This window comes from Streptomyces sp. CB02959, assembly GCF_002803155.1.
Classification (GTDB): Bacteria; Actinomycetota; Actinomycetes; order Streptomycetales; family Streptomycetaceae; genus Streptomyces.
The window spans coordinates 57,984-70,557 of sequence record NZ_NNBP01000018.1; the positions used below are offsets into that span (position 1 = coordinate 57,984).

General features: G+C 66.2%; 7 protein-coding genes. All 7 read right to left on the bottom strand.

The annotated features are described in order from the left end of the window. Nucleotides 1-6: 6 nt before the first annotated feature. The 7 genes from fusA to rplL all read right to left on the bottom strand — a co-directional run bounded on the left by fusA (nt 7) and on the right by rplL (nt 12,567). Nucleotides 7-2,127, bottom strand: a complete 2,121-nt coding sequence (gene fusA / locus CG747_RS26935; RefSeq protein WP_100604427.1) for an elongation factor G — start codon at nt 2,125-2,127, stop codon at nt 7-9. A 39-nt stretch (nt 2,128-2,166) separates the two neighbouring features. Beyond that, a complete protein-coding gene (gene rpsG / locus CG747_RS26940; protein WP_030986135.1) occupies nt 2,167-2,637 on the bottom strand; it encodes a 30S ribosomal protein S7 in 471 nt (156 codons plus the stop codon). 2 nt (nt 2,638-2,639) lie between these two features. Next, nucleotides 2,640-3,011: a 30S ribosomal protein S12 gene (rpsL, locus tag CG747_RS26945; protein ID WP_003948652.1), complete on the bottom strand. Its 372-nt coding sequence runs from the start codon at nt 3,009-3,011 to the stop codon at nt 2,640-2,642. 347 nt (nt 3,012-3,358) lie between these two features. Beyond that, nucleotides 3,359-3,838, bottom strand: a complete 480-nt coding sequence (locus tag CG747_RS26950; protein ID WP_100604546.1) for a DUF1707 and DUF4190 domain-containing protein — start codon at nt 3,836-3,838, stop codon at nt 3,359-3,361. 228 nt (nt 3,839-4,066) lie between these two features. Continuing rightward, nucleotides 4,067-7,966 (bottom strand): DNA-directed RNA polymerase subunit beta', encoded by a 3,900-nt coding sequence (locus tag CG747_RS26955; protein ID WP_100604428.1) that lies wholly within the window; start codon nt 7,964-7,966, stop codon nt 4,067-4,069. Between the two features lie 99 nt (nt 7,967-8,065). Further along, a complete protein-coding gene (gene rpoB / locus CG747_RS26960) occupies nt 8,066-11,551 on the bottom strand; it encodes a DNA-directed RNA polymerase subunit beta (protein WP_100604429.1) in 3,486 nt (1,161 codons plus the stop codon). A gap of 629 nt (nt 11,552-12,180) precedes the next feature. Continuing rightward, nucleotides 12,181-12,567 (bottom strand): 50S ribosomal protein L7/L12, encoded by a 387-nt coding sequence (gene rplL, locus CG747_RS26970; RefSeq protein WP_100604430.1) that lies wholly within the window; start codon nt 12,565-12,567, stop codon nt 12,181-12,183. Nucleotides 12,568-12,574 lie beyond the last annotated feature (7 nt).

Genomic DNA, 12,574 nt, shown 5'->3' on the forward strand with positions numbered 1-12,574 from the left:
GGTGAGTTACTCGCCCTTGGCCTTGGCGATGATCTCCTCGGCGACGTTCTTGGGAACCTCGGCGTAGGAGTCGAACTGCATCGAGTAGCTCGCGCGACCCGACGTCTTGCTGCGGAGGTCTCCGACGTAGCCGAACATCTCCGAGAGCGGAACCAGGCCCGTGACGAGCTTGGCGCCGGCGCGGTCGTCCATGGACTGGATCTGACCACGGCGGGAGTTGATGTCGCCGATCACGTCGCCCATGTAGTCCTCGGGCGTGGTGACCTCGACCTTCATCATCGGCTCGAGCAGGGCCGGGCTGGCCTTGCGGGCGGCCTCCTTGAAGGCCATCGAGCCGGCGATCTTGAACGCCATTTCCGACGAGTCGACCTCGTGGAACGCGCCGTCGAGGAGCGTGACCTTGACACCGGTCAGCGGGTAGCCGGCGAGAACACCGAACTCCATGGCCTCCTGGCAGCCCGCGTCCACGGACGGGATGTACTCCCGCGGGATGCGGCCACCGGTGACCTTGTTCTCGAACTCGTACCCGTCGCCCTCGAGCGGAGCGATGGCGATCTGCACCTTCGCGAACTGGCCGGAACCACCAGTCTGCTTCTTGTGCGTGTAGTCGAGACGCTCGACCGGCTTGCGCAGGGTCTCGCGGTACGCGACCTGCGGCTTGCCGACGTTGGCCTCGACCCGGAACTCACGCTTCATACGGTCGACCAGCACGTCGAGGTGCAGCTCGCCCATACCCGCGATGATGGTCTGGCCGGTCTCCTCGTCGGTGTGCACCTGGAACGAGGGGTCCTCTTCGGCGAGGCGCTGGATGGCGACACCCAGCTTCTCCTGGTCGCCCTTGGACTTGGGCTCGATGGCGACCTGGATGACCGGGGCCGGGAACTCCATCGACTCCAGGATCACCGGGGAAGCCGCGTCGCAGAGGGTCTCACCGGTGGTGGTCTGCTTCAGACCCATGACGGCGACGATGTCGCCGGCACCCACCGCGTCGATCTCCTCACGCTTGTTCGCGTGCATCCGGTAGATCTTGCCGATGCGCTCCTTCTTGCCCTTCACCGAGTTCTGCACCTGCGTGCCGGCCTCGAGGCGGCCCGAGTACACCCGGATGAAGGTGAGCTTGCCCAGGTGGGGGTCGCTCGCAATCTTGAACGCAAGGGCGGCCAGCGGCTCGTCCACGGACGGCTTGCGCTTGACGACCTCGTCCGGGTTGTTGACCGCGTGGCCCTCGATGGCCTCGACGTCCAACGGGGAGGGGAGGTAGCGCACGACCGCGTCGAGCAGGGGCTGCACGCCCTTGTTCTTGAACGCGGTACCGCAGAACACCGGGGTGACGGTGGTGACGTCAGCCTTGCCGGAGGCGATGGTGATACGACGGATCGCGGCGTAGAGCTGCTCCTCGGTGGGCTCCTGGCCCTCCAGGTACAGCTCCATGACCTCTTCGTCGTTCTCGGCCACGGCCTCGAGGAGCTTGCCGCGCCATTCGTCGGCAGCCTCGATGTGCGTGTCCGGGATGTCGACGATGTCGTACATCTCGCCCTTGGCGGCCTCGGCCGACCAGACCAGGGCCTTCATCGTCACGAGGTCGACGACGCCCTTGAAGTCCATCTCGGTGCCGATCGGCAGCTGCATCACGATCGGGGTCGCGCCCAGGCGATCCGAGATCATGTCGACGCAGCGGTGGAACTCGGCACCCGTACGGTCGAGCTTGTTGACGAAGCAGATACGCGGAACGCCGTAGCGGTCCGCCTGACGCCAAACGGTCTCGGACTGGGGCTCGACACCGGCAACGCCGTCGAACACCGTCACGGCACCGTCGAGCACGCGCAGCGAACGCTCCACCTCGACGGTGAAGTCGACGTGGCCCGGCGTGTCGATGATGTTGATGGTGTTGTCGACGTTGTCCAGCGGCCAGTGGCAGGTCGTCGCGGCAGACGTGATCGTGATGCCGCGCTCCTGCTCCTGCTCCATCCAGTCCATCGTGGCAGCGCCGTCGTGGACTTCACCGATCTTGTAAGAAACACCGGTGTAGAACAGGATCCGCTCGGTGGTGGTCGTCTTGCCCGCGTCGATGTGGGCCATGATCCCGATGTTGCGGACCTTGGCCAGGTCAAGCGAAGTGGTAGCCATAGTGGCTCAGTCTTCTCTCGGTCTCGATGTGGGTTGCGACTACCAGCGGTAGTGCGCGAAGGCCTTGTTGGACTCGGCCATCTTGTGCGTGTCCTCACGCTTCTTGACCGAAGCGCCGAGGCCGTTCGAGGCGTCGAGCAGTTCGTTCATGAGGCGCTCGGTCATGGTCTTCTCGCGGCGGGCGCGGGAGTAGCCCACGAGCCAGCGGAGCGAGAGCGTGGCGGCGCGGCCCGGCTTGACCTCGATCGGAACCTGGTAGGTCGCACCACCGACACGGCGGGACTTGACCTCAAGGGTCGGCTTGATGTTCTCCAGCGCGCGCTTCAGCGTGATGACCGGGTCGTTGCCGGTCTTCTCACGCAGACCCTCCATGGCGCCGTAAACGATGCGCTCGGCGGTGGAGCGCTTTCCGTTCAGCAGCACCTTGTTGATGAGGGAGGTCACCAGAGGAGAGCCGTAGACCGGGTCGATGATGACCGGGCGCTTCGGGGCGGGGCCCTTACGAGGCATTCTTACTTCTCCTTCTTGGCGCCGTAGCGGCTGCGAGCCTGCTTGCGGTTCTTGACGCCCTGCGTGTCGAGGGAGCCGCGGATGATCTTGTACCGAACACCCGGCAGGTCCTTCACACGGCCGCCGCGCACGAGCACGATCGAGTGCTCCTGCAGGTTGTGGCCCTCACCCGGAATGTAAGCGGTGACCTCGATCCCACTGGTCAGACGCACACGCGCGACCTTACGCAGGGCCGAGTTCGGCTTCTTCGGGGTGGTCGTGAACACACGCGTGCAGACGCCACGACGCTGGGGCGAACCCTCAAGTGCGGGCGTCTTGTTCTTCTCGACCTTGTCCTGCCGGCCCTTACGGACCAGCTGCTGGATCGTAGGCACTACTTCTCCGGTTTCTGTGTGCCAGTCTCGGTAAAGCTAACCTGGAACATTCCCCGACCCACGCGGTCGGGTGTGTCGAATACTGCAGACCTGTCCTCGCTGGGACGAGGGCGGCGGCAGATTACGGTGTCAAAACCCGGCTTCCGCGCTGCCGGGACTCTCCGGCCGAAACTGGCGGGAGAAGGCGCGCACGGCAGCCCAGGGACACCCCAGGCACAAGGTCAGAGCGTACCTAGCGCATTGGCTGCGGTCAAAACAAATGCACACGCGAAGGACACGCCGGACTCCCTAGGCGCTGCGGCCACGGTAGTGGGAACCCCGACGCTACGGAAGAAGGCGCCCGCCCCTCAGGCGTGGGCCACCGCGATCAACGCCATCACCAGGAAGAACAGCGCCCAGGCGCCGATCCCGAGCCAGCCGAGCACCAGCCCGGCGACCGCCTGGCCGTCCCCGCGCTCCCCCGTCCGCCGGATCTCGGCCCGCGCCTTGTGTCCCAAGATCACTGCGGGGATCGACGTCAGCCCCCAGGTGAACGGCGCTATCAGCCCGCACACCAGCGCCCCCGTGGCCGAACCGTTGGTGGTCGGCGGCATGGGCATCTGCATCGGGAGAAACGTGGCGGGCACCGCCGGCTGCGGCGCGAACTGCGCCTGCGGCACCGGGCCTTGCGGAAGATCGGCGACGAGCATCTGCAACTCGGCGTGGGTCTGCGCCTGATAGGCCCGGGAGATCCGCTGCTCGTACTCGGACTGCCCGAGCCGCCCCTCGGCGAAGCCCGCCTTCAGCACGTCCACCGCTCGCTCGCGATCGGCGTGCGAGGCCCGCATGGCAGGCACCTGATACGGGTTCTGCGCGGGCTGCCCACCCTGCCATGGCTGGAATGCCATGTCGCGAACCTCCCCCCGCTCAACAGTTGTCCCCATCCTCTCATCACAGACGCGGCAATGGGAGGACAAGTTCCCACGGTGGAGCCCCCGAACGCCGCAGGGCGGCCACCCCCTGTGGGGTGACCGCCCTGTCGCTGCCCTGCCGGCCGGAACCGGCCGGGGTCGGGCTTACTGGTTGTACGGACCGTAGTCGTAGTCCTCCAGCGGGACCGCCTGGCCGGAGCCGGTGCCGAAGGGCGAGTAGTCGATGTCGTCGTAACCGACGGCCGAGTACATCGCGGCCTTGGCCTCCTCGGTGGGCTCGACCCGGATGTTGCGGTAGCGGGACAGGCCCGTACCGGCCGGGATGAGCTTACCGATGATGACGTTCTCCTTGAGGCCGATCAGGGAGTCGGACTTGGCGTTGATCGCCGCGTCCGTCAGAACCCTGGTCGTCTCCTGGAAGGACGCCGCCGACAGCCACGACTCGGTGGCCAGCGAAGCCTTGGTGATACCCATCAGCTGCGGACGGCCGGAGGCCGGGTGGCCGCCTTCCGCCACCACGCGACGGTTCTCGCCCTCGAACTTCGAACGCTCCACCAGCTCGCCCGGCAGCAGCTCCGCGTCGCCGGACTCGATGATCGTCACGCGGCGCAGCATCTGCCGGATGATGATCTCGATGTGCTTGTCGTGGATCGCCACGCCCTGGCTGTTGTAGACCTTCTGGACCTCGCCGACCAGGTGGACCTGGACGGCACGCTGACCCAGGATCCGCAGCACGTCGTGCGGGTTGATCGCACCGACGGTCAGCGGCTGGCCGACCTGCACGTGGTCACCCTCGGTCACCAGCATGCGGGCACGCTTGGAGACCGGGTAGGCCGTCTCGTCGCTGCCGTCGTCCGGCGTGACGACGACCTTCTTGGTCTTCTCGGTCTCCTCGATCCGGACGCGGCCGGCCGCCTCCGAGATCGGGGCGACACCCTTGGGCGTACGGGCCTCGAAGAGCTCGACGACACGCGGCAGACCCAGGGTGATGTCGTCACCGGCCACACCACCGGTGTGGAAGGTACGCATCGTCAGCTGGGTGCCGGGCTCACCGATGGACTGGGCGGCGATGATGCCGACCGCCTCACCGATGTCGACCAGCTTGCCGGTGGCCAGCGAACGGCCGTAGCAGAAGGCGCAGGTGCCGACGGCGGACTCACAGGTCAGGACCGAGCGGGTCTTGACCTCCTCCACGCCGTGCGCGATCAGCTGGTCGATCAGCACGTCACCGAGGTCGACGTTGGCCGGGGCGACGACCTTGCCGTCGACCACGACGTCCTCGGCGAGCATCCGCGCGTACACGGAGGACTCGACGTCATCCGCCTTGCGCAGGATGCCGTCGGCGCCCTTCGAACCGATCCGCAGCTTCAGGCCGCGCTCGGTGCCGCAGTCCTCCTCGCGAATGATGACGTCCTGGGAGACGTCGACCAGACGACGGGTGAGGTAACCGGAGTCGGCGGTACGGAGGGCGGTGTCGGCCAGACCCTTACGGGCACCGTGGGTGGAGATGAAGTACTCCAGCACGGACAGACCCTCGCGGAACGACGCCTTGATCGGACGCGGGATCGTCTCGTTCTTGGCGTTCGACACCAGACCACGCATACCCGCGATCTGACGCATCTGCATCATGTTTCCGCGCGCACCCGAGTCCACCATCATGAAGATGGGGTTGGTCTTCGGGAAGTTCTCATTCATCGCCTCGGCAACCTCGTTGGTCGCCTTGGTCCAGATGTTGATGAGCTCCTGCGTGCGCTCGTCCTTGGTGATCAGACCGCGCTCGTACTGCTTCTGGACCTTCTCGTCCTGGGCCTCGTAGCCCGAGACGATCCCCTTCTTGGCCTCCGGCACGACGATGTCGGAGACGGCGACGGTGACGCCGGAACGGGTGGCCCAGTAGAAGCCGGACGCCTTCAGGTTGTCGAGCGTCGCCGCCACGATGACCTTCGGGTAGCGCTCGGCCAGGTCGTTGACGATCGCGGAGAGCTGCTTCTTGCCCACCGAGTAGTCGACGAACGGGTAGTCCTCGGGCAGCAGCTCGTTGAAGAGCGCGCGGCCCAGGGTCGTCCGCAGCCGGAAGCTGTCGCCCTGCTGCCACTCCGGCTCGCCCTCGACCGGGGCGGGCGGGGTCCAGCCGCGCGGCGGCACGGTGCCGATCGGGAAGCGGATGTCGACCTTCGCCTGGAGCGAGAGCTCGCGGGCGTCGAAGGCCATGATCGCCTCGGAGACCGAGGAGAACGAACGGCCCTCACCCTTGACCTCGCGCTCCTCCTCGTCCGTGGTGAGGAAGAAGAGGCCCAGCACCATGTCCTGGGTCGGCATGGTGACCGGACGGCCGTCGGCCGGCTTGAGGATGTTGTTCGAGGACAGCATCAGGATGCGGGCCTCGGCCTGCGCCTCCGCGGAGAGCGGCAGGTGCACGGCCATCTGGTCACCGTCGAAGTCCGCGTTGAACGCGGTGCAGACGAGCGGGTGGATCTGGATGGCCTTGCCCTCGACCAGCTGCGGCTCGAAGGCCTGGATGCCGAGGCGGTGCAGGGTGGGTGCACGGTTCAGCAGCACCGGGTGCTCGGCGATGACCTCTTCGAGGACGTCGTACACGACGGTGCGGCCACGCTCGACCATGCGCTTCGCGCTCTTGATGTTCTGCGCGTGGTTGAGGTCCACCAGGCGCTTCATCACGAACGGCTTGAAGAGCTCCAGCGCCATGGCCTTGGGCAGACCGCACTGGTGCAGCTTGAGCTGCGGGCCGACGACGATGACGGAACGCGCGGAGTAGTCCACACGCTTACCGAGCAGGTTCTGACGGAATCGACCCTGCTTGCCCTTCAGCATGTCGCTGAGGGACTTCAGCGGACGGTTGCCGGGGCCCGTCACCGGGCGGCCGCGGCGGCCGTTGTCGAAGAGCGCGTCGACGGCCTCCTGGAGCATCCGCTTCTCGTTGTTCACGATGATCTCGGGCGCGCCGAGGTCGAGAAGCCGCTTCAGGCGGTTGTTGCGGTTGATCACACGGCGGTACAGGTCGTTCAGGTCGGAGGTCGCGAAGCGGCCACCGTCCAGCTGCACCATCGGACGCAGGTCCGGCGGGATCACCGGGATGCAGTCCAGCACCATGCCCTTGGGGCTGTTGCGGGTCTGCAGGAAGGCGGAGACGACCTTGAGGCGCTTGAGCGCACGGGTCTTCTTCTGGCCCTTGCCGGTCCGGATGATCTCGCGGAGGCGCTCGGCCTCCTCCTCCAGGTCGAAGGTCTCCAGGCGCTTCTGCAGCGCGGCCGCGCCCATGGAGCCGTCGAAGTACGTGCCGAAGCGGTCACGCAGCTCGCGGTAGAGGAGCTCGTCGCCCTCCAGGTCCTGGACCTTGAGGTTCTTGAAGCGGTTCCAGACCTCGTCGAGACGGTCGATCTCGCGCTGCGCGCGGTCGCGCAGCTGCTTCATCTCGCGCTCGGCACCCTCGCGCACCTTGCGGCGGACATCCGCCTTGGCGCCCTCGGCCTCCAGCTCAGCCAGGTCGGTCTCGAGCTTCTTGGCGCGGGCCTCCAGGTCGGAGTCGCGGCGCTGCTCGATCTGCTGACGCTCGACGGAGACGTGCGCCTCCAGCGAGGGAAGGTCGCGCGTACGGCGCTCGTCGTCCACCCACGTGATCATGTAGGCGGCGAAGTAGATGACCTTCTCAAGGTCCTTGGGCGCGAGGTCCAGCAGGTAGCCCAGCCGGCTCGGCACACCCTTGAAGTACCAGATGTGGGTAACGGGAGCGGCCAGCTCGATGTGGCCCATCCGCTCACGGCGCACCTTGGCGCGAGTGACCTCGACGCCGCAGCGCTCGCAGATGATGCCCTTGAAGCGGACACGCTTGTACTTACCGCAGTAGCACTCCCAGTCCCGGGTCGGACCGAAGATCTTCTCGCAGAAGAGTCCGTCCTTTTCGGGCTTGAGGGTGCGGTAGTTGATGGTCTCGGGCTTCTTGACCTCGCCGTGGCTCCACTGACGGATGTCGTCAGCGGTGGCCAGACCGATCCGGAGCTCATCGAAGAAGTTGACGTCGAGCACTATGCGTCAATCCCTCTCAGGGTTGTAAGTCTTGGGGTCTGAAACGGGGGTCCTGGGGCCGGCCGGGGAACCATCACTGGCTCCCCGGCCGAACTCCCGTCAGACCTCTTCGACGCTGCTCGGCTCGCGCCGGGACAGGTCGATGCCGAGCTCCTCCGCAGCGCGGAAGACGTCCTCGTCGGTGTCGCGCATCTCGATGGACATGCCGTCCGAGGACAGCACCTCCACGTTGAGGCACAGGGACTGCATCTCCTTGATGAGCACCTTGAAGGACTCGGGGATGCCGGGCTCGGGGATGTTCTCGCCCTTGACGATGGCCTCGTAGACCTTCACGCGGCCGGTGACGTCGTCGGACTTGATCGTCAGCAGCTCCTGGAGGGCGTACGCGGCGCCGTAAGCCTCCAGCGCCCACACCTCCATCTCACCGAAGCGCTGGCCACCGAACTGAGCCTTACCGCCCAGCGGCTGCTGGGTGATCATCGAGTACGGGCCGGTCGACCGGGCGTGCAGCTTGTCGTCGACCAGGTGGTGGAGCTTGAGGATGTACATGTACCCGACGGAGATCGGGTCCGGGAACGGCTCACCGGAACGGCCGTCGAACATCCGCGCCTTGCCGGACGGGAGGACCATGCGGTCGCCGTCGCGGTTGGGGCGGGTGTTCTCCAGCAGACCGGCCAGCTCGTCCTCACGGGCGCCGTCGAAGACCGGGGTCGCGACGTTGGTGCGCGGGTCGACCTGGTCGGCGCCGATGGACTGCAGGCGCTGGGCCCACTCCTCACCGAGGCTGGAGACGTCCCAGCCCTGGCTGGCGAGCCAGCCGAGGTGGATCTCCAGGACCTGTCCCGGGTTCATTCGGGACGGGACACCCAGCGGGTTGAGGATGATGTCGACCGGGGTGCCGTCCTCCATGAACGGCATGTCCTCGACCGGCAGGATCTTCGAGATGACGCCCTTGTTGCCGTGACGGCCGGCGAGCTTGTCACCATCGGTGATCTTGCGCTTCTGCGCGACGTAGACGCGAACCAGCTGGTTCACGCCCGGGGGCAGCTCGTCGCCCTCCTCGCGGTCGAAGACGCGGACGCCGATGACCTTGCCGATCTCGCCGTGCGGCACCTTCAGCGAGGTGTCACGGACCTCGCGCGCCTTCTCACCGAAGATCGCGCGGAGCAGGCGCTCCTCGGGGGTCAGCTCGGTCTCGCCCTTGGGCGTGACCTTGCCGACGAGGATGTCGCCGGCGACGACCTCGGCACCGATACGGATGATGCCGCGCTCGTCGAGATCGGAGAGGACCTCCTCGGAGACGTTCGGGATGTCCCGGGTGATCTCCTCGGGGCCGAGCTTGGTGTCACGGGCGTCGACCTCGTGCTCCTCGATGTGGATCGAGGAGAGGACGTCGTCCTGCACGAGGCGCTGCGACAGGATGATCGCGTCCTCGTAGTTGTGACCCTCCCACGGCATGAACGCCACGAGCAGGTTCTTGCCGAGCGCCATCTCGCCCTCGTCCGTGGACGGACCGTCGGCGAGGACCTGGCCCTCGATGACCCGCGCGCCCTCGTCGACGACGACCTTCTGGTTGAAGGAGGTGCCCTGGTTGGAGCGGGTGAACTTGGCGACGCGGTACGTGGTGTACGTGCCGTCGTCGTTGGCGACGGTGATGTAGTCCGCGGAGACCTCCTGGACCACACCGTTCTTCTCGGCCTTGATGACGTCGCCGGCGTCGACCGCGCAGCGGTACTCCATGCCGGTGCCGACCAGCGGCGACTCCGCCTTGATCAGCGGAACGGCCTGGCGCATCATGTTCGATCCCATGAGCGCGCGGTTGGCGTCGTCGTGCTCGAGGAACGGGATCATGGCGGTCGCGGCCGACACCATCTGGCGCGGCGAGACGTCCATGTAGTGCACCTCGTCGGCGGGGACGAGGTCGACCTCGCCGCCACGGCGACGGACCAGCACACGGTTCTCGGCGAACCGCAGGTCGTCGGAGAGCTTCGCGTTCGCCTGGGCGATCAGGTAGCGGTCTTCCTCATCAGCGGTGAGGTAGTCCACCTCCTCCGTGACCTGACCGTCGACGACCTTGCGGTACGGCGTCTCGATGAAGCCGAAGACGTTCACCCGGCCGTAGGACGCGAGCGAACCGATCAGACCGATGTTCGGGCCTTCGGGCGTCTCGATCGGGCACATGCGGCCGTAGTGCGACGGGTGCACGTCACGGACGTCCAGACCGGCCCGCTCACGGGAGAGACCACCCGGGCCCAGCGCCGACAGACGGCGCTTGTGGGTCAGACCCGACAGCGGGTTGGTCTGGTCCATGAACTGGGACAGCTGGCTGGTGCCGAAGAACTCCTTGATGGAGGCGACGACCGGCCGGATGTTGATCAGGGTCTGCGGCGTGATCGCCTCGACGTCCTGGGTGGTCATGCGCTCGCGCACGACGCGCTCCATACGGGCGAGACCCGTACGGACCTGGTTCTGGATCAGCTCGCCGACGTTGCGCAGGCGGCGGTTGCCGAAGTGGTCGATGTCGTCGGTCTCGACAACGATGCTGTTGCCGTTCTCGCCGATCGTCTCGGTCTCGCCGGCGTGCAGCTTGACCAGGTACTTGATCGTGGCGATGACGTCATCGGTGGTCAGCACACCGGCGTCCAGCGGCTCGTCGCCGCCGAGCTTCTTGTTGACCTTGTAGCGGCCGACCTTCGCGAGGTCGTAGCGCTTGGGGTTGAAGTAGAGGTTCTCCAGCAGCGTCTGCGCGGCCTCGCGGGTCGGCGGCTCGCCCGGACGCAGCTTGCGGTAGATGTCGAGCAGCGCGTCGTCCTGGCCCTGGGTGTGGTCCTTCTCCAAGGTGGCGCGCATCGACTCGTACTCGCCGAACTCCTCCAGGATCTGCTCGGTCGTCCAACCGAGCGCCTTGAGCAGGACGGTCACGGACTGCTTGCGCTTGCGGTCGATGCGCACACCGACCATGTCGCGCTTGTCGATCTCCATCTCCAGCCAGGCACCCCGGGACGGGATGATCTTGGCGGAGAAGATGTCCTTGTCGGACGTCTTGTCGATCGAACTGTCGAAGTACACACCCGGCGAGCGGACCAGCTGCGACACCACGACACGCTCGGTGCCGTTGATGACGAAGGTGCCCTTGTTGGTCATGAGCGGGAAGTCGCCCATGAAGACCGTCTGGGACTTGATCTCGCCGGTCTCGTTGTTGGTGAACTCCGCGGTGACGAACAGCGGAGCCGCGAACGTGAAGTCGCGCTCCTTGCACTCGTCGATGGAGTTCTTCGGAGGCTCGAAGCGGTGGTCGCGGAACGTCAGCGACATCGACCCGGAGAAGTCCTCGATCGGGGAGATCTCTTCGAAGATCTCTTCCAGACCGGACTTGGTGGGAACTTCCTGCCCACTCTCCAGCGCAGCCTCGACGCGACCCTTCCATGCGGCATTGCCGAGCAGCCAGTCGAAGCTTTCGGTCTGCAGCGCAAGGAGGTTCGGAACCCCGAGGGGCTCCTTGATCTTCGCAAAAGAGATGCGCAGCGGGGCGGTGCTGTCGCCGTTGTTCGTATTGGCAGTCGAGGCGTTGCGCGAGGCGGCCAAGAGGGGGTCCTTCCGAGGGCTCGGACTCACTACGCGCGTACCGGTCCCGAATCCAGCAAAGCGGTGGATAAGCCCAGGTCAGGGCGGGTCAATCAGCTTTGCTCGGGCTCGGGTATGCCCCTGGTGACGGGCAGGGAGCAGCTAACAGGCAGCGCAAAGGGTCAGTGTAGCCACATGGCCCACTGATGTCCAGAGCGAGTTTCCGGAGACCGGTACCGCACCGTGTGCCGATCTTCTCCCTCCGGGAGGTGATGCCCTCCGCAACGGAGGAGCGCCTCGTTGTTCTTCTCTACGCCCAATGCCCTGCGCCTGCCGAAAGCCCTGCGCCAGTGGCGCACACCGATGCTTCCCTCTTCGTCGGCGATCCATGCCTCGAACCCTGGACCGCTTCTGCGTCGCGTCCCGAGAATTGCGCGCCGCGTCCGGTTCGTCAAGGCCCCCCGCCTCTGGGAGATCGTCACATGGAGGTGCGTCCGGACAACGAAGATCACCATACTCGCACTCCGGCGATGGGCAGTGCAGCCGGGGCGGGTACACGGAAGGGCGACCACCCGTATGGGTGATCGCCCTTCGCGGTGTCCGCGTTACAGCCTCAGAGGCAGCGGACGGGAGTCAGAGACTCACCAAGGTCACTTGACCTCGACGGAGGCACCGGCGCCCTTGAGGGCCTCGGCGGCCTTCTCCGCGGCGTCCTTGGCGACCTTCTCCAGGACCGGCTTCGGGGTGCCGTCGACCAGGTCCTTGGCCTCCTTCAGGCCGAGGGAGGTCAGCTCGCGCACGACCTTGATGACCTGGATCTTCTTGTCGCCGGCACCGGTGAGGATGACGTCGAACTCGTCCTTCTCCTCCTCGACCTCGGCAGCGGCGCCACCAGCGGCACCGGCGACGACGACCGGCGCGGCAGCGGCGGCGGTGACGTCGAACTTCTCCTCGAAGGCCTTCACGAACTCGGAGAGCTCGATGAGGGTCATGCCTTCGAACTGCTCGAGCAGCTCGTCCTGGGTGAGCTTCGCCATGATGGCG